Raw genomic sequence first — 25,619 nt, forward strand, 5'->3', positions numbered from 1 at the left:
ATCCCACCGCTCACCTTCCCCCCTGGCGCAGTCCCGTGCGCCCCATCAAAGCCGGGCGCCCGGGGTACCAGAAGGACGGGCGGCGGTCAGCTGGGTCAGGTCACGGTCAGAATGGTCAGTGTCGATGCTGACCAGGGGTGGAGCGATCGGTCGTCGCGGGGGCCGGTGCGCTGCGGCTGTCCGCGGACGACACGGGCCGGTGCGGTCCCCGGAGAGGGTCCGCACCGGCCCGGTTTTCGGCCTCACTCCACGTCAGAGCTTCAATTCGTGATTCTCCAGCCAGCTGTTGAGCTGCACCATGAATTCCAGCCCGATACGGTACGGCCAGCCGTCCCCCGTCTGCTGCCGGACGCCGCCGTGGTCGATGAGGGAATGCACCGGCGCGTTGGAGTCGGCGGCCAGCTTCTCGAACTCGGCGCGCAGCGCGGCATCGTAGCGTGGATCGTGGCTGACCGGATACGCGCTCTTCTTGCGCTCCACGATGCTCCGCGGCAGGAGATCGCGGGTGGCGGCGCGCAGCAGGCTCTTCTCCTTTCCGTCGAAGAACTTCATCGACCACGGCACGTTGAAGGTGTATTCGACGAGCCGGTGGTCGCAGAACGGCACCCGCACTTCGAGGCCGACGGCCATGCTCATCCGGTCCTTGCGGTCGAGCAGCAAGGGCACGAAGCGGGTGACGCTGAGATAGCTCACCTCCCGGATCCGCCGCTCCGCGGCGCCTTCGCCGGGCAGGACCGGAACCTCGGCCAGCGCCTCGGAATAGCGCTGGGCGCGGTACCCGTCGATGTCCAGGTCGGCGATCAGCCCCGGGTCGATCAGCCCGGACAGCATGGGGATCAGGTCGTATCCCGCGGCCACCCAGGGAAAGGTCTTCGCATCGCGCAGCTCGGGTGCGTGGAACCATCCGTAGCCCCCGAACAGTTCGTCGGCCGCCTCGCCGGACAAGGCGACCGTCGAGCGTTCGCGAATCGCCCGGAACAGCAGGTACAGCGAGGCGTATCCGTCACCGAGCATCGCGGCGGGCGAATCGTATGCCTTCGGTACCAGGGACCGGATACGCGGGTCGGTGAGTTCCTCCAGGGAGATCACCAGATTGGTGTGGTCGGCGGCCACATGGCCGGCCATTTCCGCGGCGAAGGGAGCGTCGGGGGAACTGTGGACCACGTTGGCCGTGAAGTCCCGCTCGTTGCCGGCGAAGTCGACGGAGAACGAACGCACCGGCCCGGTGCCGCGTTCGGCGAGCGAACGGGCGGCGAGCGCGGTCACCGCGCTGGAATCCAGTCCGCCGGAGAGCAGGGTGCACAGCGGGACGTCGGCGATGAGCTGGCGCTCGGCGATGTCTTCGAGCAGTTCGCGCACCGTCCGTACGGTGGTGTCCAGGTCGTCGGTGTGTTCGCGCGCCTCCAGCGCCCAGTACCGCTGGATACGCGATCCCGCGCGGCCGAAGCGGAGCAGATGGCCGGGGCGCAGCTCGTACATGCCGTGGAAGATCGCGTGTTCTGGAGTCTTGACGCAGGCCAGCAGCTCGCGCAGCCCGTCCTGGTCCACGACCGGGCGTACTTCGGGATGGGCGAGTATCGCCTTGGCCTCCGAGCCGAACAGCAGCCCGCGCTCCGTCGGGAAGTAATACAGCGGCTTGATGCCGATCCGGTCGCGGACGAGGACCAGTTCCTCGCTGCGCGCGTCCCAGAGGCCGAAGGCGAACATTCCGTTCAGCTTGTCGACCATGCCCGCGCCCCATTGCAGATAGGCGTGCAGGACGACTTCGGTATCGCTTTCGGTGCGGAACCGGTGCCCGAGCGCGCGCAGTTCGGCCCGCAGCTCGCGGTAGTTGTACACCTCTCCGCTGTACGTGACGGCCGCCAGCGTGCGGCCGTCGTGCTCGACGGTCATCGGCTGGACCCCGCCTTCCAGGTCGATCACCGCGAGGCGCCGGTGGCCGAGGCCGATGTGGGTATCCGTCCAGTATCCCTGCGCGTCAGGGCCCCGACAGGCCATCGTGTCGGCCATGCCCCGCAGCACGTCCCGCGCGCCGTGCATATCACGCTCGAAATCCACCCAGCCCGTTATGCCGCACATGACATCCTCACTCTCTTTTCGGTTCGAGTCGGGTCGGCCGGCGCGCCAGGTTCAGCGCGGGTCACCAGGTGACCGGGAATGCGTGGATACCGTAGATGTCCGCGTCGTGCTTGAACGGCAGTTCACGGGTCGGTATCGCGGAGCGCAGCGTCGGTATCCGCCGGAGCAGCGTCGCATAGACGATCTCCAGTTCCATGCGGGCGAGATTCTGCCCCAGGCACTGATGAGCCCCGAAGCCGAACGCCAGTTGGTGACGGGCTCCGCGTTGCAGGTCCAGTGTGTCGCCGTCGGGAAACACCGAGGGGTCGCGGTTGGCCACATTGCACAGCGCCACGAGGACATCGCCCGCCTTGATGAGGCTGCCGCCCAGTTCCACGTCCTCGGTGGCGACGCGCGTGGGAATGAACTCGGCGATGGTGAAGTACCGCAGGAGTTCCTCCACCGCGACCGGGAGCTTGCTCGGGTCCGCGCGCAGGGCGTCCGCGTCCGCGGGGCGGTCGAGCAGGGCCATGGTGCCCAGCGAAATCATGTTCGCGGTGGTCTCGTGTCCGGCGACCAGCAGCAGAAAGGCCATGCGCGCCAGGTCCTGGTGGCGGTACGTCCCCGCCTCGCGCAGCTTCACGATCTGGCGCCCGAGCAGGTCGTCGGTCGGCTCGGCCTCCTTCTCGGTGATGAGGTCGCCGAGAAAATCGATGAGTTCGTCCAGCGCGCGCAGCCGCTCTTCCGCCGAAGCGCCGCGTAGCAACAGCATGTGGGACCGGGACTGGAAGAAGTCGTGGCCTTCGTAGGGCACACCGAGCTGTTCACAGATCACCAGCGAGGGAACGGGGAGCGCGAGCGCGCTGACCAGGTCAGCGGGTTTCGGACCGGCCAGCATGGTGTCGATGCAGTCGTCCACGATCTGCTGGATCCGCGGCTGCAGGGCCTTCATGCGCTTGAGGGTGAATTCGCCGGTCACGGAACGGCGGACTTCCCGGTGTTCCGCCCCGTCCATGGAAATCATCGTCCGGCGGAAGTTGCCCGGCTGCCCGTCGACCTGGAAGGGAAAGCCCTGCTGCTGCCGGTCGGCGCTGAATCGGGCGTCGTTGAGCATGGTGCGGATATCGGCGTGATTGCTCACCGCCCAGACCGGCGCACCCGGCCCCAAGGTCGCCAGGGTGACCTTGACGGGGCGGCCCTGCTGCTGGAATGCGATGTGCTGCGCATTCGGGGAGTAGGGGCAGGCGCGGGCGATTTCCAGTTCCTGCGCGGCCGCGGTCACGGTCGCTGTAGCTGTCGAGGCACGTTCCGTATTGGTCACGGTTTCCCCTTCTCCGGTACGCCGAGGGACACATTGCCGGTGGGCGGGTGCGGTGGACGCGGCGCTGCGGGCTCAGGCCTGACCGGCGGCCGGTTCGCCATGGCCCTGCCACGGGCGGGCGAGGGCGACCAGGGCCACCGCGGCGATGAGGGAACAGCCCAGGACCACGACGGCCGTCGACATCGCGGTGGTGTTGCCCAGCACGCCGGGGAGCGGTGCGGCCGCGGCGCCGAGCACGAACTGGGCGCCGCCGAGCAGACCGGAAGCGGCGCCGGGGGCGTCGCTTCCAACCGCGAGGATGATGGTGGTCGAGGCGGGCAGCAGCAGCCCGAACCCGGTGGTCAGACCGAACAGGCAGGCCCAGGTGGTGGGGAAGGTGCTGATGCCGAGGGAGAGCAGTCCCACCAGCACGGCCAGGGAGACGACGGTGATGGCCACGCCGACGGCGAGCAGGCTGTTCAGGCGTACGCGCCCGGCCAGCCGCCCGAAGACCGTACCGGCCGCCACGGTGCCGACGGCGTTCGCGGCGAAGACGAGGCTGTAGCCGGTGGGCGACAGGCCGTAGATGTTCTGGAAGACGAAGGGCGAGCCGCTGATGTACGCGAACAGGGCGCCCAGCCCGCACCCCATGACGAGCAGGTAGCCGACCAGTTCGCGGCGCCGGAGCAGGCCGCCCATCGCGGCGAACACGGCTCGCAGGCCGCCGGTCCTGCGCCGTTCGGCGGGCAGCGATTCGGGCACCCAGGACCGGACCGCCAGCAACAGCAGCAGCCCCGTCAGGGCCAGCGCCACGAACACCAGGCGCCACGAGCCGATGTCGAGGATCAGCCCGCCGGCCACCGGCGCGAGCACCGGCGCGGTCGAGCCGATCACGCTCAGCGTGGTGAGCTGGCGCGCGGCGTGGGTGCCGGTGAACCGGTCGCTGACGACGGCCCGTCCGATGACGATCCCCGCGCCGCCCGCGACGCCTTGCAGCAGCCGGGCCAGGTCGAAGACGGCGATGGTCGGGGCGACCGCACAGACCAGGGAGAACACGGTGAACATGCCGGAACCGGCGAGGAGTAAGCGCCGTCGCCCCATCGCGTCGCTGAGCGGGCCGATGACGATCTGGCCGATGGCGAGCCCGATGAGGCAGGCCGTCAGGGAGAGCTGGACGGCCGTCTTCGAGGTGCCGTACGAGCCGACGATCTCGGGGAAGCCGGGCGCGTACATGTCGATGGCGAACGGCGAAACCGCCGAGAGCCCGCCGAGGACGATGATGAGTCGCCCCGTTCCGGTCCGGGCGGGCGCGGAATCGATGCTGACAGTCATCGGTCTCCATCCGAAGGTGCCTGAGGGATAGCTGAACAGTAAGGTAAGCCTAACCTTACTTCCACCTCGGCTGTCGACCCGGCCCCGGCGCGGAACCGGATCGCCACCGCCCATCAGCGCCGGTCAAAGCCGCACGCTCTTCGGGTAGTTGGGCAGCACGAAGGCAGCGGCCCATGCGGTACCGCCGACGGCGCCGAGGGCACCACGGTGCGGCACCGAGGCCGCCGGTCATCGCGTACGGCAACGGCATGGGCCGCTCCACGCCATATCTTCCGCACCGGGACATCGCCATGGTGTGGAGCACGGGGCCCGGGAATGTGGAGCGCGGTGCCCAACCGCCGCGGGCGCTGCGGCACCTGCTCTCAGGAGTCAGAAGTTCGCCCGCGCTACGGAAGCCCGCTCTACGGAAGCCAGGCGCGCCACGGGAGCCAGAGCGTGCCCGCCCTCAGGGCGTCACGAGTGCGCCCGCCGGAACCGGGCGGGAGTGATGCCCCGGTCGCGCCGGAAGGCGTAGCCGAAATTGCTGGGTGAGGCGTAACCGACCTCGTGCCCGATCCGGGCCACCGGCCAGTCGGTTTCCACGAGCAGCGCCGCGGCCCGGTCGAGGCAGCGACGCCGGTGGTACTCCATCACCGATGTCCCGTACAGCGCGCGGAACCCGGTGGCCAGGCGCCGTACCGACATCGAGGACGCGCGGGCCAGCTCGGCCAGCGTCGGCGGCGCGTGGCGTGCTTGCCACAGCAGGTCGGGGACGCGGCGCAGCGCGGCCACCTCGTGGTCGTCCAGGACCAGGGGCTCCTGGGCGTCCGCGGGCGGCGCGGTGACGGTGAGCCCGTCGATCAGTGCGGCCATCGCCGCCACCAGCCGCGACTCCATGAACAGCAGGCGCCCGGGGGACGAGCGCCGGTGCAGGAAGATCTCCTCCAGCGGCCCGGCCACCGGGCGCAGCTCGGCGGACCGGCCCAGATACCGTTCGCGCGCGACGTGGTCCGGCCCGATGGCCGGCAGGGCGCCCGTACCGAGACCACCGAGGTAGGACTCCAGTCCGGTCCAGGTCCCGGTGATCGACACCGCCCGGTACCGCTCGCCGTCGCCGTGCGCGATGACGCCGTCGGTAGCGCACCGGGGGCTCAGCGACACCGAACTGGCCCGCAGGTCGCCGGCGCCGGTGCTGGTCTCCCTGATGTGCATGCGCCCGTCGACGCAGTGCTCCAGCTCGAAGTGGTCACCGGGGAAGGCGAACCTGACCTGGTGCCCGCCGGCGAACGCCACGTCGTACCGGAGAATGTGGAACCCGCTGCGCAACGGCGTCACCTCGATCGTGCCGTCGCCGACCTCGGGACGCAGCCGGTGCCGTACGGTGCCGTCGCGGCATGTGTCGGCCTGGGCGATCGACGCGAAGTAGGCCGCGTACGTCGCGTCCAGGTCGGTGGAACCGGCCGCGCCGGCGAGCTGGTGAACCGGAGTCACAAGATCAAGGTTAGCCATCCCTTAGTGATTTGCCCATGTTCAAGCGGTCGGGGCTTCCCGAGTGTGCGGTGGACCGCGCTCCGGTCAGCCGGAGCGGGTCAGAACAGGAGATCGTAGGCTTGCCAGCCGCCACCGATCGGGATGGCCTTGTTGGGAACGACCCTGCCCTGGTAGCGCATTCCCTCGTAGACCGACAGGTTGCCGTCGAGGTCGCGGGCGGCCAGATCGGGCAGCTGGTCGCCGTCCAGGTCCCGGATGCCGACGAAGTCGGCGTAGATGTTCCAGCCGCCGCCCACGCGGGCCCGGCTCTCGAAGGGCCGGGAAGGGTCGCTGGAGCCGGTGGCCTGGTACTTCCAGAGCACGCCGTCCGTGTCGCGGGCCAGGAGGCCGTTGCCGAAGGTGGTCAGGTGGTCGTAGACCTGCCAGCCGCCGCCCACCCGCACCGGCGGCGCGAACGGGGCGGAGGGCTTGCCCGTACCGGCGTAGAAGTAGAGGCCGCCGTCGGTGTCGCGGGCCACCAGGTCGTTCTTGCCGTCGTTGTTGGCGTCGCCCGCACCCGTGATGCTGATGTACCGGTCCCAGCCGTATCCGATGGCCTGCCGAGACTTGAACGGCGCGGACGGATCGCCGCTGCCCTCGTAGAAGTACAGCTTCCCGCTCCGGTCGACGGCCGCGACGTCCCCCGTACCGCCGGCCGACGTCCCCCCGAGCGAGGTGATCTGCACATACTCGTCCCAGCCCCCGCCGATTCTCGCCCGCGGCCGGAACGGCGGAACGGTCCACCCCGTGCCCTCGTACTGCCACAGCACACCGTCGTGGTCACGGGCGTACATCGCCGTACGCTCCGAGGCGGGCCGGGGCTGCGCCGACGCGGCGGCCGGGCCGGCGGCGGCGAGCGGCAGGGCGAGCGAGGCCGCGACGGCGGCGGCGATCAGAGCCGGACGGAAACGACGGCGGATGCGCTGCATGCGTAACATCAAGTCCCCTTTGCACACGTGCCGTTACGCCCCCCATGTCCGGAAGACGGACGGCATCGACCGTTTTCCAGGACCATACCGACAAGTGACCGTTATCTGAGCAGGACGTGAAGATCGGTGACCGAATGGTCATATTGCGTGGCGTAGGACGGCCTCGGAGGGGCACGCGCACGGGTGTCCGAGGGTGCACCACCAACCGGAAGGAGTCGTCGTGTCGTTTCTGTGGGCCGTCATCGCGGGGCTCGTCATCGGGCTGCTGGCCAAGCTGGTCGTGCCCGGTCGGCAGCCCGTCCCCCTGTGGCTGACGATCATCCTGGGCATGATCGGCGCCGTCGCCGGCAACGCGCTCGCCACCGCCTTCGGCGTGCGCGACACCGGCGGTATCGACTGGATCCGCCATATCTTCCAGATCGGCATCGCAGCCGTCCTGCTCGCCGTCATCACTCCCCTGTGGATCCGCCGACGTGCCTGACAACGCCGTACGGACCGGTGCCGCGCCGGCGGCACCGGTCCGTACGGCCAGGGCAGGCCGGACCTCGCTCTCCTGAGGAACGAAAACGGAACGAGGAGCTAGGCCGGGACCCGCCCCCGCCTCACCCCGCCACCTCGAACGCCTCGGTGGCCGGTGTCCGGGCGGGCCAGGACGGCCAGCCGTGGACCGGCGGGAGGGCCACGGTCCGCCACCACGGCTCCACCATGGGCTCGTCGGCGGGCTCGAAGGGGCGGCCGGGGTGCGGGACGGCGCAGGGGAATCCGGCTGTGCGGGCGGCGTACATGGTGCGTTCGGCGGGTTCGGCCCAGGGGTGGGGCGCGAGGTTGAAAGTGCCCCAGTGGATCGGGAGCATCAGGCCGGTCGGCCGGCCGCCCTGGAGGTCGAGGTGGGCCCGCGCCCCTTCTTCGGGTGTCATGTGCACGTCCGGCCAGAACTCGCTGTACGCACCGATCTGGATCATCGTCGCGTCGAACGGGCCGTGCTCGGCGCCGATTTCGGCGAAGCCGGGGAAGTAGCCGGTGTCGCCGCTGTGGAAGATCCGGTTCGCGGGGCCGGCCACCACCCAGGACGCCCACAGGGTGTGCTGCGGGCCGCGCAGCCCGCGTCCGCAGAAGTGCTGCGCGGGCGTCGCGGTGAGGGTCAGACCGCCGACCTCGGTCGACTCGTGCCAGTCCAGTTCGGTGATGCGCTCCTCGGGAACGCCCCACAGTTCGAGGTCGGCGCCGATGCCCAGCGGTACGACGAAGCGGGTGCCCGTACGGATCAGCGCCTTGACCGTCGGCATGTCGAGGTGGTCGTAGTGGTCGTGCGAGATCACCACCGCGTCGACCGGGTCCAGCTCGCCGAGCGGGACCGGCACCGGGTGCAGCCGCCGCGGCCCGGCCCAGGTGAACGGTGAGCAGCGCTCGCCCCAGACCGGGTCGAACAGCACCCGGTGCCCGTCGATCTCGGCGAGCACGCTCGAATGCCCCATCCACGTCAGCCGCAGCCCGGAGGCGGGCGGCTCGCCCCAGTCCGCCGCGGTGGGCCGGTGCACCGGGATGCGGCCGACCGGCATCCGGCGCAGCCGGCCCTCGCGGGCGAACTGCGTACGGGCCATGGGCAGCGCGGAGCCCGGGAGCAGTTGCCGGGTCGGTACGGGGTTGCGGAACTGGCCGTCCACGAACTGCGGGGAGCGGCGTATCCGCGCCAGCCGCTCCCCGGTGGGCCAGGCACCGAAGACGGCGGGGCGGCGCAGTGCGTACCGCCCGGCGGCAGGCGGGTCGGACGGGGTCTGGCGGCGGGGTCGGAAGCCGGGCACGGCACCTCCATGGTTCGGGCGGTAACGCTGTCAACGGGTCGCCGCGCAGTGAACGGACCGCCGGGGTGACGGGTTCCGGCACGCCGGCGTCCGGGCACGTGGCTCCGGCAGCGGATCACGACGCCCGGACAGGACACGTGTTCCCCCACCGTCCCGAACCACTCGGCCGGCCTGCGCATTCCGGGCCGGGCGGCGTGCTCTCCGGCGGGTCCCGGGGCTCCGCGTACCTCTCCCCTGTGCGGCCGGACCGTACGGCCCTACCTTCATGTCATGGCCCAGACCTGTCCGCCGGACCACGACGATTCCTCGGACGGCGGGAAGCCGCTCCCGGCCCCCTCGGCCGAATCGGCCGAATCGGCCGAACCGGACCGGCCGACCCGCCCGGCCGAACTCCCCCCGCCCGTCGCCCGCGCCGCCCCGCACCTGTTCCGGCCGGGGGTACGGCTGGTGGCCCTGCCGCTGATGGTCACGCTCGGGCTGCTGGCCGTCGCCGGGCTCGGCACCGGCTTCGTGGGGCGGTTCCGGGCCGCCGAGTCGCCCGAGGCGCGCGCCTTCACCAAGCTGCTGGAGTTCGACCTGTGGAGCGCGCTGGTCGGCGCCTCGATCGCGCTGTACGTGGCGGTGGCGTACGCGATGGCGTACGGGGTGCACCAGCGGTGGCGGCACCCGGTCGACCGGCCCGCCCCCTGGGCCGTGGCCGCACTTGCGCTGGGGGCCGTCCTGCTGATGGGCGCGGTCTTCGGCGTGCTGCGCTTCTTCACGCCGCCCGGCACCCTGCCCGTACCGCTCGACGGGCTGGCGTGGCGCGTCCCGGTGCTGCTCGTCCTGGGGATGCTGGCGGCGGCGCCGGGCGCGGTGGGCCTGTGGGACGTACAGGTCGGGCTGTTACGGCTGAGCCGTCGGCTGCCCACGGAGCCGGGCGTCCTGGCGCCCGCGGGGGCGCTGCGGGAGCTGGACCGCGCGTGGCGGGACGCGGTGCGCTTCCTGACCGGCGGGAGCCTGATCATCTCGACCGCGGTCATCGACGCGGGCGCGCTGCGCAACGCGCTGCTCGCCCACGGCGCACCGGAGAAGACTTTCCCGGCGTCCTCCGTGCTGCTCTACGGGGCTTTCTTCAGCGTGATGTTCGCGCTGGTCTTCCTGCCGGTCATGGTGCTGTGGCGGTCGGTCGCGGGCCGCCTGGTCGAGGTGACGGTCCGTATCCCCGAGGCGGACGAGCTGACCGAGGACTGGATCGAGCGCCGGGCCCGGCTGGTGGCGTTCCTGCGCCTGGACCTCTCCCTGCCCAAAGTGCTGGCCCCGGCGCTGGGAATCCTGGCGCCGCTGGCCACCGGCGCGTTCAGTCTGTTCCTGCCGAGCGGGGGGCAGTGACGCGCCGGGCAGGGGGCGCGCCGGATACGGTCAGGCCGCCCGGTCCAGCGGTATGACGGCCGTCGGCGGGGCACTGAGACCGGGCCGGAGCGGCAGCAGCAGGGTGCGCAGAACCGTGCGCGGGGCCATCAGGCGGGACGGCGGCGCGGTCAGGCACAGGACGTCACGGAAGGCGGCGCCGAGGACGGGGTCGACGACGGCGCCCAGCACGAGCCGCTGTACGTACCAGGAGGTCAGCCGCTCGCCGAGCCCCGCACGGGCGTCCGGGCCGTCGGCATACGGCCGGTCGGCGCCGACCGCGGTGCTCCAGGCGGCGTCGGAGGCGCGCGCCACCGCGCGCTGCGCCTCGTGCGCCAGCCCCGGCCGCAGACCACCGCCGGAGTCCAGGGTGCGGCGCAGCGCCAGGGCGCCGAGCGCGGCGACCGACATGCCCTGCCCGTAGACCGGGTTGAAGGTGCAGTTGGCGTCGCCGAGAACGACGAAGCCTTCGAGGACGGCGCCGGGCCGCTCGAAGTGCCGACGGCGGTTGGCGGTGTCGCGGAAGCCGTAGACGGGCGAGACCGGGTCGACGTGCGACAGCAGGCCGTGGATGTACGGGTCGCCGATCGTGGCGGTGAAGTCGGCGAAGCCCTGGTCGTCGGTGGGCGGGTGGTGGCCGCGTACGCCCGCGGCGGTGAGCAGCCAGGTGCCGTCCTCGACGGGTACGTACACGGCGCCGCGCGGACAGCCCGGCCAGCCGGGGACGTTGACGCCCATGTCCGGGGCGCCGGCCGGTCCGGTGGGGCGGAACATCCGGGTCGCGTAGGCCAACCCGGCGTCCACCGTCTCCTGGCGCGGGGCGGGGCGGCCCAGTTCGGTGTACCACTGCGGGGCCTTGGACGTGCGCCCGGAGGCGTCCACGACGAGCGCCGCGTGGAGGGTCCGCTCGGCCGGGGGCGCTGCGCCGGTCCGGCCGCCGCCTTTCCGTGCCCGTACCCGTACGCCCGTCACCCGTCCCGCGTCGCCGGTCAGACCGACCGCCTCGGTCGCCTCCAGCACCTCCAGGCGGGTCGCCGACCCGGCGGCCGTCCGCAGTACGCAGTCCCGTACGACGCCGTCGATCACCGGGCGGGTGACCGACAGGCATCCGTGGCGGCGCTCGTCGAAGCGGTGCTGCCAGCCGAGGACCGTACGGGTGACCAGGTCGCGCGGCGGATAGAGGGTGCGCGCCCCGGCGTCGGTGAGGGCGCGGCCCGTGCCGGGCAGCAGTTCCTCCAGCGCGCGCAGGCCGCCGCTGAGGAAGACGTGCAGGTGGCGGGCCTGTGGGACGCCCTTGCGGAAGGCGTGGCCGGTCGGATACCGGTCGCGTTCGACGACGGTGACCGCGTCCACGTGCCCCAGCAGGGCGGTGACCGCGAGCATCCCGGCGAGTCCGCCGCCGATGACGACCGCGTGCCGCTCCCCCGCCGCTTCGGCGGTCTCTCCCACCGCTGCCCCCGTTCCGCCCTCGGGCGCCCCTCACGTCCGGCGGGCGGCCGTCGCACCACCGGTCCTGTACGGAACTTTCACCCTCGGTCTGCCGGGCGGCACTGTCAACCACCGCGCCACCCGCGCACTTGGACGTGCCGCGCGCCGGGCGCCGGCAGCCGCTACCCCTTCCGTCCCACCCCGCCATAGAAGATGATGTTGTTCAGCTCTTCCGCGCCGGGCGGCGGCCCGTCCGGCCGCCACAGCGGCACCCGTACGACCCCCGGTTCCAGCAGGTCGAACGGGCCGAAGAGCGGCTCGACCTCGGCCTTGGTGCGCAGGTTCAGGGTGGCCGTGGCGTTCTTGTAGACGTTCAGGACGCCGTCCCGCGCCTGCTCGTCCGTGCGGCCCTGCTCGTACGCCTCGTACGGCTCGCCCGTGGCGTGCGAGAGCACCAGGACGCTGCCCGCGGGCAGTTCGCGCGCCAGCGTGGCGACGATTCCCGCCGGGTCCTCGTCATCTCGGACGAAGTGCAGGACGGCGACCAGCAGCAACGCCACCGGCTGATCGAAGTCGATCAGTTCGCGCACGGTCGGGTGGTCGAGGATCGCCCGCGGATCGCGTACGTCGGCCAGGACGAACCCGGTGTCCTCGGTGTTGGTCAGCCGCGCCCCCGCGTGGGTGGCGACGATCGGGTCGTTGTCCACGTAGACGACCCGGACGTCCGGCGCCGTCTCGCGGGCCACCTCGTGGGTGTTGGGCGAGGTCGGGATGCCGGTGCCGATGTCGATGATCTGCCGGATGCCGCCGGCGACCACCTCGCGCACCGCGCGGTGCAGGAAGGCCCGGTTGGCGCGGGCGCTCAGCCGTACCTGCGGGTGCACCTCGATGACACGCCGCGCGGCCTGGCGGTCGACCTCGTAGTTGTCCCGGCCGTCCAGGTAGTAGTCGTACATCCGGGCCGGGTGCGGCCTGCTGGTGTCGATCTCCTCGGGCGCGAAGGCCGCCGCGTCCTGGAGTCCCCGCGAGCCGTCCTCGTCCCACGAGCCGACCACGGCCCGGGAGAATTCCGCTTCCTTCACGCCGTCCTCCGATCGGTGCCGCAGCCGCACCCGCAGGGCGCCGCGGTGAGCAGGAAGTCGGCCGCGCCCGCCTTCGCGCCCTCGATGAAACTCTTGATCTCGCGGTGGGTGTAGATCAGGGCCGGGCCGCCCGGGTCGGTGGACTGGCGCAGCGCCACCCGGCCGTCCCCGAGCCGCAGCGCCTCCACGCACTCGCCGCCGTTGCCGCCGCTCCACGGCTTGTGCCAGCCGTCGCTGCCCAGGTCGGTGGCGGGCATGCCGTTGTAGATGCGTATGCGATCCATGGTTCAGATCTCCTTGCGAAAGCCGCCCAGAAGGGCCTCGGTGGTCTGTGCCGGCGCGGCTTGCGCGCACATCCGGTCCAGTGCCTCCAGAAAGGTCGAGACGTCGTCGCGCTGGTCGAAGTACACGGCTCCGACCAGGTTCTCCGCGTACGCGATGTCGGGCAGTTCCGGGATCGGGAAACGGAAGATGCTGAACGGCCCGTACATCGAGGGGTGCGGTCCGGCCGCGAACGGGATGATCTGCAGCCGGATGTTGGGCAGGGCCGCGGCCTCGGCCAGCCGGGCGATCTGGTCGCGCATCACCCGCGGCCCGCCGATCGGGCGCCGGAAGACGGTCTCGTCCATGACCACCCAGAGCATGGGGGCGTCCGGGCGGGTGAGCAGCGACTGCCGCTCCATGCGCAGCGCGACCGAACGGTCGATCTCCTCGCGCGGCGCGTGCGGCTGGCCCGCGCGCAGCACGGCGCGGGCGTACTCCTCGGTCTGCAGCAGGCCCGGTACGTAGTGGGGCTGGTAGCCGCGGATGAGGTTGGCCTCGCTCTCCAGGCTCACGTACGCGCTGAACCACTCGGGCAGCACGTCCCGGAAGTTGTGCCACCAGCCCGGCCGGTTGGCCTCGCGGGCCAGCTTCAGGAAGCCGTCGATCTCGTCCTGGTCGGTGACACCGTAGGTCGCGAGCAGCTTCTCCACGTACGGGATCTTCAGGCCGACCTCGGCCTTCTCCATGCGCCGTACGGTGGCGTGGGTCACATCGAGGGCGGCGGCCGCCTGCTCGTAGGACAGCCCCGCCTTCTCACGCAGGTCCTGCAGTCGCTTGCCGAGCACCACCCGCAGGACGGTCGGAGCGCCACCCGACCGTGCATCCGCCACTTCTGATCCCCTCCAACCAACATGAGTGATCAGCAGTGTGTCATGTCGTCAGCAGACCCGAACAGACTGTGCTTGCGATTCTGCAAATTACACATTGATCCTTGCCATCGGTGAGCAACATCGCACATAGTTGCGGAGTGGCTTCCTCCAACAACGCTCCTTCGTTAGGGCGCTGTGGCGGCTTCGTCGCCGAGCGTCTCCGGGACGCGTTCCACTTGCCGGCGCGCCGCACCTCCGTACCGGAGGCGCGCAGACGTGTTCTCGCGGTGCTGCACGAGTGGGGCGCGGCAGAACAGGTCCGTGATGACGCCGAGTTGGTGGTCTCGGAGCTGTTCACGAACGCCGTACGGCACACCGACAGTGAAAAGGTCGACTGCGAACTGACCGTGCTCGGCGCGTTCCTGCGCGTGGAGGTCACCGATCAGGGCCGCGGCGGCTCCACGCCGCACGTGCAGCCCGGCAGCGTGGACAAGGAGTGCGGCCGGGGCCTGTTCCTCGTCGGCGCCCTGTCCGAGAGCTGGGGTGTGCGCCCCGACCCCACCGGCCGCGGCCGCACCGTCTGGGCCGACCTGGCGTACGGCTCCCCCACCGCACACTGAAACCGCCGCCCGCGCGTCAGCGTCGGGCGGCGGTGTGGCATCGCCGTTCTACAGGGGCAGCAGATCGGGCCGCTTCGGCTCGACGTGGTCGCCGGAGGACTCGCCGCGCAGGCGGCGGCCGATCCACGGGACCAGGTGCTCGCGCGCCCAGTGGATGTTGTCCCGGCGCGCCTCGGCGGCGGTGCGCTCCGCCTCCGGCGGCCACGCCTGGTCCGGGTCGGCCGGTACGTCGAGCCCCAGCACCTGCGCGGCGCGCAGCGCGACCCGGGTGTGCCCGTCGGCCGACAGGTGCAGCCGGTCGTCGCTCCAGGCCCGCCGGTCCTGCACGGACTTCAGCGACCACAGGTCCAGGACCGGGCAGTCGTGACGGTCGGCGATCGCCCGTACGTGGGCGGTGTATGTCGCGATCTTGCCGCGCAGATGCCGCAGCACCGGTACGCCGCGGGTGTCGAACCCCGTGCACAGCAGCACGGTGCCGACCGTCTCCCGCAGGTCGGCGACAGCCGCCTCGTACCGCTCGGCGACGGCGTCCGGGTCCGACCCCGGGCGCAGGATGTCGTTCCCGCCGGCACAGAACGTCACCAGATCGGGCGCGAGCTCCCTGGCACGCGGCACCTGCTCGGCGATGATCTGGTCCAGCAGGCGCCCGCGGACCGCGAGATTGGCGTACCGGAAATCCCCCTCCGCACGCCGGTCCGACAGGAGAACCGCCAGCCGGTCCGCCCAGCCGATGTACGCCCCGTCACGGCCGGGGTCCCCGACCCCCTCGGTGAAGCTGTCCCCGACGGCTGCGTACGACCCGATGGCGTCATCTGCGCCACTGCTCATCTTCTTCGAATCGTCTGCCACGTCAGGACATACTTCACCCCCGGAAGTGACTTACGCCACCGTAACCAGGGGTTGACGTGGGGTGATTAATGCCACCCGGTCAAATTCTGCTCAAGTCGGAATAAGAAATGGCCGGGGTAAACGGTGGTTTTCGGCCAGTCGGGGGGTGGGGGTGGTGGCCGGGACGGTGCCCGGTCCGGATGCGGATACGACAGGGCGGGACCGGCCGGTACATGGCCACCCCCGGCGCCCCGGACACCCCGCGACCGGCCCGGTTACCGACCGCACCCATGTCGTATCGTCAAAGTGGCCCGCCTCGTCGACGAGCAGCGTCGGCGACCGATCCCGAGGAGCGCCCGTGACGCAGCAGACCCCGGAGGTCCCGTCGACCGACTCCGAGCTCGCGGAAGTACGCAACTTCCGTGACGTGGGCGGCCTGCCGACAGCGGACGGGCGCCGGGTGCGCAGGGGCCGGCTGTTCCGCAGCGGACACCTGGCGTCGGCCACCGAGGCGGACGCCGCCTTCCTCGCCGGGCTCGGGCTGCACACCGTCTTCGACTTCCGCAACGCCGCCGACATCAAGCTGGAGGGCCCGGACGTCGCGCTGCCCGGCGTACGGAACGTCAACATCCCGCTCACCGACCCCGCCGACGGCGCCGAGTTCTGGGCCATGGTGCGCGACGGCGAGCTGGGCCATCTGCGTACGGCGCTGGGCGACGGCAAGGCGGCCGGCCGGATGGCCGAGACGTACCGCCACATCATCACCACCCGCACCGCCGACCACAGCCGTGTCCTGCACGCGCTCGCCGAGGACAGCGTCCCTGCCCTCATGCACTGTGCGGCCGGCAAGGACCGCGCGGGCCTGTCCATCGCCGTCACCCTCCTCGCCGTCGGCGTCGAGCGCGAGGCCATCGAGGCCGACTACCTGGAGTCCAACGCCGCCCACCGCCGCTACAAGGTGCGCCGCTCCGACAACTCGGCGGCCGGCATGTCCCCCGAGGTCATGGAACTCCTCGCCCCCCTCTTCGACGCCCGCGCCGAATACCTGTCCGCGGCGTTCGACGCCATAGAGACGACGTGGGGCTCGACGGAGACGTACCTGAGCGAGGGCCTGAAGCTGTCCGCGGCGACGCGCGAGCGGCTGCGGTTCCAGTTGCTGGAGGACTGAGCGGCCGCGACGACCGGGGCGGCGGGGGCGGCGGCCCGGTTCGTGGCGTCGGAGCGCCCATAAAGGGAATGACACAATTCCCCCATGTCTGCCGTACCGCCCACGTCCGTCATGCCGGTTCTCGTCGATTTCGCCCGGACCGGATCGGTCGGGCCGGTGCGCTGTGGCGACCAATTGCCCGCCCTGACGGAGATTCTTGGCCCGCCGTGGGCCACGGGCACCTCTTTCGGGCACGACGGACTTCCGTACCTGTACGCGTACGGCAATCTGGAAATCGGCACCTGCCAGTTCTTCTGCCGGCGGATCGAGTCCATTCACCTGCAGACCGGCTGGGCCGAGTGCGAATTCGAGCTTCCGCTGCCGGGGTGGGGCCATGTGCGGTCGCTTTCCGAACGTCTCACCTACCGACGGGTCGTGGACACGCTGGAAGCAGCCGGCTGCCGGTGGGAGGAATCCGCACCGCTGACCTTTGACGACCAACGCACGATACGTGTCGTCGATTCCCAGGTGCAGTTCGGCTTCGCGATCCCCGAGGAGGGGGAACCGACGCTGAGCATCGCGTCGGTGGCCCCTCCCGCTCATCGATGCGGCCCGGCGGCGCCGGCGTAGCAGGCAGGAACTTCCCCCGGCTCACCCCCCTTGCAAAGCCTGCTTCACCAACGTCCTCCCGAAATCCCACATCAGTCCCCCGCCCCGGTGCGCGTCATCCATCACCTCCGTGAACGCGTTCACGAAGCGGTCCACCTCCTTCTCCCCGATCGTCAGGGGCGGAATCAGTTTGATGACCTCCAGGTGATCGCCGGAGACCTGGGTGAGGATGCGGTGGCGCTGGAGGAGGGGGACGACGACCATTTGCGCGAAAAGGCCCTTGCGGGCCGCTTGGAGCATGGTCCAGTGGCCGCGGAGTTTCAGGGAGCGGGGGCGGCCGAATTCGATGCCGATCATCAGGCCGCGGCCGCGGACGTCGTGGAGGAGTTCGTAGCGGTCGGTGAGCGCGGCCAGGCGGGTGCGGAGCAGGTCGCCGGTGTGGCGGGCGTTGGCGACGATCTCCTCGTCCTCCATGACGGCGAGGACCGCCAGGCCCGCGGCCATCGCCTGGGCGTTGGAGCCGAAGCTGGCGGAGTGGACCAGGACGCGGTCCATGGAGGAGTAGACCTTCTTGAAGATCCAGTCCTTGCCCAGGGTGGCGCCGACCGGGACGTAGCCGCCGGAAAGGGCCTTTGCCACGCACACCAGGTCCGGCTCGACGCCGTCCTCGTGCTGGTAGGCGAAGAAGTCGCCGGTACGCCCGAGACCGGTCTGCACCTCGTCGGCGATGAGCAGTGCCTTGTGGCGGTGCAGCAGTTCCTGGGCGGCGCGCAGATAGCCGGGCGGCGTGGGGTGGACGCCCTTGCCCTGGATGGGCTCGACGATGAGCGCCGCCACGTCGCCGCGGCGCAGCTCGTGTTCCAGGGCCGCCAGGTCGCCCAGTTCCACGGCGGTGTCCGGCAGGAGCGGCGCGAAGCCGTCGCGGAAGCCGTTCTCGCCGTTGACCGAGAGGGACCCGGTGGTCAGGCCGTGGAAGGCGTGGGCGCAGTACAGGACGCGTGGTCTGCCGGTGGCGTAGCGGGCGAACTTCAGGGCGGTCTCGACGGCTTCCGTACCGCTGTTGCCGAAGAAGACGCGGTCCAGGTGCGGGGTGTGGGTGAGCAGTTTCTCGGCCAGCAGGCCGGGCAGGGGCTGGCAGTCGAAGCGGGTGAGGTCGGCGAGCCGGGCGTCGAGGACGTCGTGCAGGGCCTGGCGTACGACCGGGTGGTGGCGGCCGAGGCCCATGACGCCGAAGCCGGCGAGCATGTCGAGGTAGTCCTGGCCGTCGGCGTCCCAGAAGTACGCGCCCTCGGCCCGCTCGTAGACCTTGTCGAAGCCGATCGTGTGCAGCATCCGCGGCAGCTGGTGGTTGATGTACTTGGCGTGCAGGTCGTAGCGCTCGGCGCCGCGTTCGGCGAGCAGCTTGGTCAGGTCGAATCCGGTCACGGGCCGTTCTCCGTCACGAGTCGTTCTGCTTACGGGCGAGGAAGGCGCTAGTCGTTCTGTTTGCGGGCCAGGAAGGCGCCGATCCGCCCGGCGATCTCGGCGGGGGTGAGTCCGATGTCGGCCAGCACCTCGCCGCGCTTGGCGTGCGCCAGGAACTGTTCGGGGATGCCGAAGGTGCGCAGCGGTACGTCCACGCCCGCGTCGCGCAGCGCCTGGCCGACCGCGGCGCCCACTCCCCCGCTGCGGCTGTTGTCCTCCACGACCGCCACCGAGGTGTGGCCGGCGGCCAGCCGGACGAGCGCGGGATCGACGGGCTTGACCCAGCGCGGGTCGACGACCGTGACGCCGATGCCGCGCTCGGCGAGCAGTTCCGCGGCCCCCAGGCAGACCGGGGCCATCACGCCCACGGAGACCAGCAGGACGTCCGCCCGCTCGCCCCGGGCCAGGATGTCCACGCCGCCGGTCCGCTCCAGCGCCGGGACCGGCGCGCCCACCGACTCCTTGGGGAAGCGCAGGACGGTGGGCGCGTCGTCCACGTCGACGGCCTCGCGCAGCTCGGCGCGCAGCTGGTCGGCGTCGCGGGGTGCGGCGATCCGCAGGCCCGGGACGACGCCGAGGACGGACAGGTCCCACATGCCGTTGTGGCTCGGGCCGTCGGTGCCGGTCACCCCCGCCCGGTCGAGGACGAAGGTGACGCCGCACTTGTGCAGCGCCACGTCCATCAGGACCTGGTCGAAGGCCCGGTTGAGGAAGGTGGCGTACACGGCCACGACGGGGTGGAGGCCGCCGGTGGCCAGGCCGGCCGCGGAGACCGCCGCGTGCTGCTCGGCGATGCCCACGTCCCACGTACGGTCGGGGTAGGCCGCCGCGAACTTCGCGAGGCCGACGGGCTGGAGCATCGCCGCGGTGATCGCGACCACGTCGGGGCGCTCCGCGCCGATCTTCACCATCTCGTCGCCGAAGACGGAGGTCCACGACGGCGGGCCGGGGGGTGCGACGGGCGTGCAGGTCAGCGGGTCCATGGCGCCGACCGTGTGGAACCGGTCGGCCTCGTCCTCCAGCGCGGGGCGGTAGCCGCGGCCCTTCTCGGTGAGGCAGTGGACCAGTACGGGCCCGCTGAAGCGGGCGGCGCGGCGCAGCGCGGACTCGACGGCGGCGATGTCGTGGCCGTCTATGGGGCCGACGTACTTCAGGCCCAGGTCCTCGAACATGCCCTGCGGGGCGAAGGCGTCCTTGAACCCCTTCTTGGCGCCGTGCAGCGACTCGTACAGCGGGCGGCCCACGACGGGGGTGCGCTGTACGACCTCCTTGCCCCAGGCGAGGAAGCGTTCGTAGCCGTCGGTGGTGCGCAGGGTGGCGAGGTGGTTGGCGAGACCGCCGATGGTGGGGGCGTAGGAGCGCTCGTTGTCGTTGACGACGATGATGAGGGGGCGGTCCTTGGCGGCGGCGATGTTGTTGAGCGCTTCCCACGCCATGCCGCCGGTCAGCGCGCCGTCCCCGATGACCGCAACGACGTGGTCGCTGCGGCCGCGTACCTGGTTGGCCTTGGCGAGGCCGTCGGCCCAGCCGAGCACGGTCGAGGCGTGGGAGTTCTCGATGACGTCGTGCTCGGACTCCTCGCGGGAGGGGTAGCCGGACAGTCCGCCCTTGCCGCGCAGCTTGGAGAAGTCCTGACGCCCCGTCAGCAGTTTGTGTACGTACGACTGGTGGCCGGTGTCCCACAGGATGCGGTCGGCCGGCGAGTCGAAGACCCGGTGCAGGGCCATGGTCAGTTCCACCACGCCCAGGTTGGGGCCCAGGTGGCCGCCGGTCCGTGCCACCGCGTGCACGAGGAACTGCCTGATCTCCTCGGCGAGTGCGCCGAGGGCCTCCCCGGGAAGCGCCTTGAGGTCGCGCGGCTCGCGGATCTGTTCCAGCATCGACATGCTTCGTCCCCCTCTACGGGTACAGCCGGTACGGCTCTACGGGTTCAGCCGGTACGGTTCAGCCGACGACGACGTCAGGGGTGCCGGGCACCACTCCCTCGGACTCCATGCCCGCCGCGATCTTCATGGCCTCGTCGATGAGCGTCTCCACGATCTTCGACTCCGGCACGGTCTTGATGACCTCGCCCTTCACGAAGATCTGGCCCTTGCCGTTGCCGGACGCGACACCGAGATCGGCCTCCCGGGCCTCGCCGGGCCCGTTGACGACACAGCCCATGACCGCGACGCGCAGCGGCACCTCCATGCCCTCCAGGCCCGCCGTGACCTCGTCGGCGAGCTTGTACACATCCACCTGCGCCCGTCCGCACGACGGACAGGAGACGATCTCCAGACGGCGCTGCCGCAGGTTCAGCGACTCCAGAATGGAGATACCGACCTTGATCTCCTCCACCGGCGGGGCGGAGAGCGAGACGCGGATGGTGTCGCCGATGCCCTCGGACAGCAGCGCGCCGAAGGCCACGGCCGACTTGATCGTGCCCTGGAAGGCCGGACCGGCCTCGGTCACCCCCAGGTGCAGCGGGTAGTCGCACTGCGCGGCCAGCTGCCGGTACGCATTGATCATCACGACCGGGTCGTTGTGCTTGACCGAGATCTTGATGTCCCGGAAACCGTGCTCCTCGAACAGCGAGCACTCCCACAAAGCCGACTCCACCAGCGCCTCCGGCGTGGCCTTGCCGTACTTCCGCAGCAGCCGCTTGTCCAGCGAGCCCGCGTTGACGCCGATACGTATCGGCACCCCGGCGTCGGAGGCCGCCTTGGCGATCTCCTTCACCCGGTCGTCGAACTGCCGGATGTTGCCGGGGTTGACCCGGACGGCCGCACACCCCGCGTCGATCGCGGCGAACACGTACTTCGGCTGGAAGTGGATGTCCGCGATCACCGGGATCTGCGACTTCTTCGCGATGACCGGCAGCGCGTCCGCGTCGTCCTGCGAGGGGCAGGCGACGCGGACGATCTGGCAGCCGGAGGCCGTCAGCTCGGCGATCTGCTGGAGCGTCGCGCCGATGTCGGCCGTGTTGGTCGTGGTCATCGACTGCACCGATATCGGCGCGCCGCCGCCCACCGGCACCGGCCCGACCTGGATGCGGCGCGAGACGCGCCGCTCGGCCAGCGGCCGGGCCGGTATCTCCGGCATGCCCAGTGCGACACCGGCGGCGGAAGGACCGCCCCCGGGAGGTTCACCGGTACCCATCACGTCACCCGCGGTTCGCCGCGACGGTTTCGCGGGCGGCGCGCAGGGACTCCTTCAGGGAGCCCATGGTGGCGAGGACGGCGGTGGGCTCGTAGCCGCAGTGCGCCATGCAGTTGGCGCAGCGCGGGTCCTTGCCGCGGCCGTACTTGTCCCAGTCGGTCTCCTCGATCAGCTGCCGGTACGTCGGGACGTAGCCGTCGCTCATCAGATAGCAGGGGCGCTGCCAGCCGAAGAGCGAGTAGTTGGGGATCGCCCAGGCCGTGCAGGGGAAGTCCGCCTTGCCCTCCAGGAAGTCCAGGAACAGCGGGCTGTGGTTGAGCCGCCAGCGGCGCCGGTTGCCGCCGGCGAACGCCTTCTTGAACAGTTCCCTGGTCTGCTCGACGCCGAGGAAGTGCTCCTGGTCGGGGGCCTTCTCGTACGCGTAGGCGGGCGAGAGCATCATCTCGTCGACCTTGAGGTCGTCGTTGAGGAAGTTGAGCACCTCGATGATGGTCTGCGGGGTGTCGGTGTTGAAGAAGGTGGAGTTGGTGGTGACCCGGAAGCCGCGCCGCTTGGCCTCCTTGATCGCCTCGACCGCCTCGTCGAAGACGCCTTCCTTGGCCACCGACTCGTCGTGCCGCTCGCGCATGCCGTCGATGTGCACCGCGAAGGCGAAGTACGGCGAGGGCGTGAACTTGTCCATCTTCTTGCGCAGCAGCACGGCGTTGGTGCACAGGAAGACGTACTTCCGCTTGGCCACCAACTGGCGCACGATTTCGTCGATCTGCGGGTGCATCAGGGGCTCGCCGCCCGCGATGGAGACCATCGGCGCGCCGGACTCCAGGACCGCGCCGACCGCCTGGGCGACCGGCATGCGCTGTTTGAGCACACCGGCCGGATGCTGGATCTTGCCGCAGCCCTCGCACTTGAGGTTGCACGCGAAGAGCGGCTCCAGCTCCACGATCAGCGGGAACTTCTCCCGCTTGCGCAGTTTCTGTTCAAAGAGATACGTACCGACCCGGATGGACTGACGGAGCGGCATGGCCATCTGGCTCACCTCCTGGGGAGCAGCAAAGAACGGTGCCATTCGAAGAAGACAGGGAGGATGGAGCGCAGCACACGGAAGGCTGACATTCCACCGCGCAAAGTGCTGATTCGGACAAGTTCATGTTCTGGAGCGTCCACGATCACCCGTACGGCCGCAACCGGACGTCCGCCGTCCCGTGTCGCGGCCGCCAGCGTCGCGGCGGATTCCATGTCCACCGCGACGGCGCCCGCGGCGCGCAGCCCGGCCCGCTCGGCGCCGCGTACCACGTGGTCGGAGCCGCGCAGCAGGCCGGTGTGCACGGTCATACCGCGTTCCTCCAGGGCGCGCAGCAGCGGACCGTTGCCGGAGCAGGGCACGTCCGGCCCGTCCGGCAGATGGCCCCGTGCCGCGTCGGCGACGACCACGTCCCCCGGCCGCATGCCGGGGACCAGGCCGGCGCAGAAGCCGGTGGCGACGACCGGGACCCGCGCGGTGGCGGGGCCGTCGCCCAGCACGTGCCGGACGGCGTCCGTCGCCGCGCGCGGCCCCATGCCCGTACGGAGCGTGACCACGGGCGCGGGCGCGCCGCCGTGGTCGCCGCCGCGCAGCGCGAACCGCTCGATGCCGAGCGCGCAGGCGAGCAGCAGCGGCGGCGGCCCGTCGGACCCGGCCCGCAGGCCCTCCCGGGCGGCCTTCGCGCTGCGCGAGACGGGCATCAGGCCCCCTGGGACGCGCCGGCCGGTCCGCCGTTGACGTAACGGCCGAGGGCCGTCAGCGGGAAGACCTGCCGGTACAGGTGGTAGTTGATCGAGAAGTCCCAGGGGAAGCCCGTGCCGGTGAAGTACGGCTCGTCCCAGGACCCGTCGTCGCGCTGTGTCCCGGCCAGCCAGCGCACCCCGCGCGCGACCGCCGCGCTCTCCCGCTCGCCCGCCGCGAGCAGCGCCATCAGCGCCCACGCGGTCTGCGAGGCGGTCGACTCGCCGCGGCCCGCCCACGCCTTGTCGTGGTACGAGCGCTGGTCCTCGCCCCAGCCGCCGTCCTCGTTCTGTACGCGCTCCAGCCAGCGCACGGCGCGGCGCACCGCGGGGTGCGAGGCCGGGATGCCCGCGGCGGCCAGGGCCGGGAGGACGGAGCCGGTGCCGTAGATGTAGTTGGTGCCCCAGCGCCCGAACCACGAGCCGTCCGGCTCCTGTTCGGCGAGCAGCCAGCGGATGCCGCGGCGGACCCGCGCGTCGTGCGTCATGCCGAGGTCGGCGGCCATCTCCACCACATGGGCGGTCACATCGGCCGACGGCGGGTCGATGACCTCGCCGAAGTCGCAGAACGGCAGCCGGTTGGGGAACGGGCTGGTGTTGTCGGCGTCGAAGGCGCCCCAGGCCCCGTTCTTGGACTGCATGCCCAGGTTCCAGCGCACGGCGCGCTGTACGGCGGCGTCGACGCGCTCCGGGTCGGGATGCTGGATGCGGCGCAGCGCGAGGACGACCTCGGCGGTGTCGTCGATGTCCGGGTAGTTGTCGTTCTCGAACTCGAACGCCCAGCCCCCGGAGGGCAGTCGCGGCCTGCGTACGCTCCAGTCGCCGGGCCGGCGGATCTGCTCGGCGAGCATCCAGTCGGCCGCCTTGACCAGTTGCGGGTGGTCGGCGGGCAGTCCGGCGTCGGCGAGCGCGATGGCGGCCAGGCAGGTGTCCCACACCGGGGACTGACATGCCTCGATCATGCGGACGGGGGCGCCGTCCGCGTCCTCGCGCCATACGGCGAAACGGTCCAGCGACTCCAGGCCCTGCCGCAGCACGGGGTGCCCCAGGTCGTACCCGAGCAGGTGCAGCGCCATGATCGAGTAGACGGCCGGCGGCTGGATGCCGCCCCAGCAGCCGTCGTTCTCCTGGCGTTCGACGATCCAGCTCGCCGCGGCCCGCAGGGCGGAGCGGCGCAGCTTGCGGACGGCCACCTTCCGGTACAGGTGCAGGCCCTTGTCCAGCCGCTGGAAGACGCCGTCCCAGGTGGTCGGCGGGGCGAGCGGCCGCGGCGGGTTCGGGCGGGCCGGGTCGGCGTGCAGCTCGTCCAGGGCGAACGGCGCGGGGCGCACCGGGCGCACGGAACAGACGATCGTCAGTGCCACGATCGTCTGCCGCGCCCAGCACGCGAAGTCGTAGATGTTGAGCGGGAACCACTTCGGGAACCAGATCAGCTCGGGCGGCAGTTCGGGCAGGTCCTCCCACTTCCACCAGCCGAACAGGGCCAGCCAGATACGGGTGAAGACCCGGGCGGCGGCGACGCCGCCGTGCTCGCGGATCCAGGCGGCGGCCCTGGCCATGTGGGCGGCGTCCGGCTCGTCGCCGGCCAGCCGCAGGGCGACGTACGCCTCGATGGTGGCGGACAGCTCGCCCGGCCCGCCGTAAAAGGTGGCCCAGGTGCCGTCGTCGCGCTGCTCGCCGCGGATGTGCCGGGCGGCGGCCTCGGTGGTGCGCGGGTCGCCGATTCCCAGGAACTGTCTGAGCAGCAGGTCCTCGGCGTCCATGGTGACGTTGGTTTCCAGATCGCCCTTCCACCAGCCCGCCGCGTCCTGGACGGACAGCAGGTAGTCGGTGGCGCGGGCCGTGGCGCGGCGGGCGGCGGCCGCCGTGCTCGTGGGGGCGGCCGGGTCGTTCTCGGTGGTCTCGGCGGTGGCGTCGCCGGCCGAAGGGGCCCGGGGCGGCAGGGCCCCGGTGCTTCCGTCGGTCGTCGCTGTCATGGCTTCCCCTTCTGCAGTGAACTCTGTGAAGCGTGCTCAGGGATTCCGTCGGCCGGCGCCCGCTCCCCTGCCGCGGGGAGCAGCGCCGCCCGGCGACTGCGATCTAGTTCGGCT

General features: G+C 71.2%; 22 protein-coding genes. 5 read left to right on the forward strand and 17 right to left on the reverse strand.

Annotated elements, in window-relative coordinates; translation table 11 throughout:
- Nucleotides 1-252: 252 nt before the first annotated feature.
- The 5 genes from asnB to CP984_RS05590 form a co-directional block, all read right to left on the reverse strand.
- A complete protein-coding gene (gene asnB / locus CP984_RS05570; RefSeq protein ID WP_030179366.1) occupies nt 253-2,079 on the reverse strand; it encodes an asparagine synthase (glutamine-hydrolyzing) in 1,827 nt (608 codons plus the stop codon).
- 61 nt (nt 2,080-2,140) lie between these two features.
- Nucleotides 2,141-3,379, reverse strand: coding sequence for a cytochrome P450 (locus CP984_RS05575; RefSeq protein ID WP_226048617.1), 1,239 nt, complete (start codon nt 3,377-3,379; stop codon nt 2,141-2,143).
- Nucleotides 3,380-3,451: 72 nt separating this feature from the next.
- A complete protein-coding gene (locus CP984_RS05580) occupies nt 3,452-4,690 on the reverse strand; it encodes a multidrug effflux MFS transporter (protein ID WP_003981514.1) in 1,239 nt (412 codons plus the stop codon).
- 453 nt (nt 4,691-5,143) lie between these two features.
- Nucleotides 5,144-6,160, reverse strand: coding sequence for a helix-turn-helix domain-containing protein (locus CP984_RS05585; protein WP_003981513.1), 1,017 nt, complete (start codon nt 6,158-6,160; stop codon nt 5,144-5,146).
- A gap of 98 nt (nt 6,161-6,258) precedes the next feature.
- Nucleotides 6,259-7,137, reverse strand: coding sequence for a tachylectin-related carbohydrate-binding protein (locus CP984_RS05590; protein ID WP_125520293.1), 879 nt, complete (start codon nt 7,135-7,137; stop codon nt 6,259-6,261).
- A gap of 211 nt (nt 7,138-7,348) precedes the next feature.
- Here CP984_RS05590 and CP984_RS05595 point away from each other — a divergent pair, with 211 nt between their 5' ends.
- Nucleotides 7,349-7,609 (forward strand): GlsB/YeaQ/YmgE family stress response membrane protein, encoded by a 261-nt coding sequence (locus tag CP984_RS05595; RefSeq protein WP_003981511.1) that lies wholly within the window; start codon nt 7,349-7,351, stop codon nt 7,607-7,609.
- 121 nt (nt 7,610-7,730) lie between these two features.
- Here the strand turns inward: CP984_RS05595 and CP984_RS05600 are convergent, their stop codons facing one another.
- Nucleotides 7,731-8,930 (reverse strand): MBL fold metallo-hydrolase, encoded by a 1,200-nt coding sequence (locus CP984_RS05600; protein WP_003981510.1) that lies wholly within the window; start codon nt 8,928-8,930, stop codon nt 7,731-7,733.
- Between the two features lie 270 nt (nt 8,931-9,200).
- Between CP984_RS05600 and CP984_RS05605 the strand changes: the two genes are divergently transcribed.
- A complete protein-coding gene (locus CP984_RS05605; protein ID WP_030179361.1) occupies nt 9,201-10,301 on the forward strand; it encodes a hypothetical protein in 1,101 nt (366 codons plus the stop codon).
- A 30-nt stretch (nt 10,302-10,331) separates the two neighbouring features.
- Here CP984_RS05605 and CP984_RS05610 read toward each other — a convergent pair whose 3' ends face one another.
- From CP984_RS05610 to CP984_RS05625, 4 genes are all read right to left on the reverse strand, one after another.
- Complete coding sequence (locus CP984_RS05610) at nt 10,332-11,768, reverse strand: NAD(P)/FAD-dependent oxidoreductase (RefSeq protein ID WP_003981508.1); 1,437 nt, start codon at nt 11,766-11,768, stop codon at nt 10,332-10,334.
- Nucleotides 11,769-11,929: 161 nt separating this feature from the next.
- Nucleotides 11,930-12,703: an SAM-dependent methyltransferase gene (locus CP984_RS05615; protein WP_100246544.1), complete on the reverse strand. Its 774-nt coding sequence runs from the start codon at nt 12,701-12,703 to the stop codon at nt 11,930-11,932.
- A gap of 122 nt (nt 12,704-12,825) precedes the next feature.
- Nucleotides 12,826-13,113 (reverse strand): DUF397 domain-containing protein, encoded by a 288-nt coding sequence (locus tag CP984_RS05620; RefSeq protein ID WP_003981506.1) that lies wholly within the window; start codon nt 13,111-13,113, stop codon nt 12,826-12,828.
- Nucleotides 13,114-13,116: 3 nt separating this feature from the next.
- Entirely contained in the window at nt 13,117-13,983 is an 867-nt protein-coding gene (locus CP984_RS05625) for a helix-turn-helix domain-containing protein (RefSeq protein WP_003981505.1), read from the reverse strand.
- 137 nt (nt 13,984-14,120) lie between these two features.
- On the opposite strand from CP984_RS05625, the gene CP984_RS05630 reads away from it, so the two are divergent.
- Nucleotides 14,121-14,582, forward strand: coding sequence for an ATP-binding protein (locus CP984_RS05630; RefSeq protein ID WP_226048618.1), 462 nt, complete (start codon nt 14,121-14,123; stop codon nt 14,580-14,582).
- Between the two features lie 48 nt (nt 14,583-14,630).
- Here CP984_RS05630 and CP984_RS05635 read toward each other — a convergent pair whose 3' ends face one another.
- Nucleotides 14,631-15,431, reverse strand: coding sequence for an SGNH/GDSL hydrolase family protein (locus tag CP984_RS05635; RefSeq protein WP_003981503.1), 801 nt, complete (start codon nt 15,429-15,431; stop codon nt 14,631-14,633).
- 337 nt (nt 15,432-15,768) lie between these two features.
- Here CP984_RS05635 and CP984_RS05640 point away from each other — a divergent pair, with 337 nt between their 5' ends.
- Both CP984_RS05640 and CP984_RS05645 read left to right on the forward strand, forming a co-directional pair.
- The gene (locus CP984_RS05640) at nt 15,769-16,578 is read left to right on the forward strand and encodes a tyrosine-protein phosphatase (protein WP_003981502.1); all 810 of its coding nucleotides are present in this window, start codon (nt 15,769-15,771) and stop codon (nt 16,576-16,578) included.
- 84 nt (nt 16,579-16,662) lie between these two features.
- Nucleotides 16,663-17,187: a hypothetical protein gene (locus tag CP984_RS05645; RefSeq protein WP_003981501.1), complete on the forward strand. Its 525-nt coding sequence runs from the start codon at nt 16,663-16,665 to the stop codon at nt 17,185-17,187.
- Between the two features lie 21 nt (nt 17,188-17,208).
- On the opposite strand, the gene CP984_RS05650 is transcribed toward CP984_RS05645, so the two are convergent.
- The 6 genes from CP984_RS05650 to shc form a co-directional block, all read right to left on the reverse strand.
- Nucleotides 17,209-18,591, reverse strand: coding sequence for an aspartate aminotransferase family protein (locus CP984_RS05650; RefSeq protein WP_003981500.1), 1,383 nt, complete (start codon nt 18,589-18,591; stop codon nt 17,209-17,211).
- Between the two features lie 47 nt (nt 18,592-18,638).
- Nucleotides 18,639-20,516 carry a 1-deoxy-D-xylulose-5-phosphate synthase gene (gene dxs / locus CP984_RS05655; RefSeq protein ID WP_003981499.1) on the reverse strand — a complete coding sequence of 626 codons (1,878 nt, stop codon included), beginning with the start codon at nt 20,514-20,516 and terminating at the stop codon, nt 18,639-18,641.
- Nucleotides 20,517-20,574: 58 nt separating this feature from the next.
- Nucleotides 20,575-21,711 carry a flavodoxin-dependent (E)-4-hydroxy-3-methylbut-2-enyl-diphosphate synthase gene (gene ispG / locus CP984_RS05660; RefSeq protein ID WP_030179345.1) on the reverse strand — a complete coding sequence of 379 codons (1,137 nt, stop codon included), beginning with the start codon at nt 21,709-21,711 and terminating at the stop codon, nt 20,575-20,577.
- 61 nt (nt 21,712-21,772) lie between these two features.
- Nucleotides 21,773-22,795: an adenosyl-hopene transferase HpnH gene (hpnH, locus tag CP984_RS05665; RefSeq protein ID WP_003981497.1), complete on the reverse strand. Its 1,023-nt coding sequence runs from the start codon at nt 22,793-22,795 to the stop codon at nt 21,773-21,775.
- A 5-nt stretch (nt 22,796-22,800) separates the two neighbouring features.
- Nucleotides 22,801-23,490, reverse strand: coding sequence for a phosphorylase family protein (locus tag CP984_RS05670; RefSeq protein WP_003981496.1), 690 nt, complete (start codon nt 23,488-23,490; stop codon nt 22,801-22,803).
- Nucleotides 23,490-25,505 carry a squalene--hopene cyclase gene (gene shc / locus CP984_RS05675; protein WP_003981495.1) on the reverse strand — a complete coding sequence of 672 codons (2,016 nt, stop codon included), beginning with the start codon at nt 25,503-25,505 and terminating at the stop codon, nt 23,490-23,492. The genes CP984_RS05670 and shc overlap by 1 nt, the downstream gene beginning before the upstream one ends.
- Between the last annotated feature and the right edge of the window lie 114 nt (nt 25,506-25,619).

The sequence above is a fragment of the Streptomyces rimosus genome (genome assembly GCF_008704655.1).
Lineage (GTDB): Bacteria > Actinomycetota > Actinomycetes > Streptomycetales > Streptomycetaceae > Streptomyces > Streptomyces rimosus.